The organism is Bowmanella yangjiangensis (assembly GCF_017255015.1).
GTDB lineage: Bacteria > Pseudomonadota > Gammaproteobacteria > Enterobacterales > Alteromonadaceae > Bowmanella > Bowmanella yangjiangensis.
Map to the genome: position 1 here is coordinate 1 of NZ_JAFKCS010000579.1, position 466 is coordinate 466.

The following is a 466-nucleotide window of genomic DNA, read 5'->3' on the forward strand; positions in this document are numbered from 1 at the left end:
GGCCTGGTCCAGAGCCTCCCTGCCGGCGAATACGAAGCCCAGTTGCTGGCCGATAGCGACGTCGACAGCGATATCAGCAGCGCTCGCGCCGAGCTGCAGGCCGTACTCGACGAGATCCTCGCGGCGGAGCGCGCCGAAGCCGCTCGCCTGCAAGCCATCCAGGATCAGCGCAGCGCAGTATCCAACTACCTGCATCGACGACTCGCAGCGGGAAAGGGATTCTTCCTTGGTGCCTGGGGACTGCTGAAGACCGTCAAGGAATACTCCGACCTGGTCAACCCGTTCACCATCTTCAGCAACACCCTGCGCAGTGCCTGGCAGGCACGCGCCAGCGAGGGAGAATCCTGGCTGGCCGCCTACACCCGTCAGTTCAGTGCGGAGCAGCACCGTGAGCTGGTCGAAGCCCTGGGCTTCGACCCCAGCAGCATCACCCGCGAACAGCTGGCCGAAGCCTACGAGCTGGCCT

The 466-nt window shown here is 64.8% G+C and carries 1 protein-coding gene; it reads left to right on the forward strand.

Features of this window, described 5'->3' with window-relative positions; translation table 11 throughout:
- On the forward strand, window positions 1-466 hold a 466-nt coding region (locus J0A65_RS25745), incomplete at both ends, for a hypothetical protein (protein ID WP_206597048.1).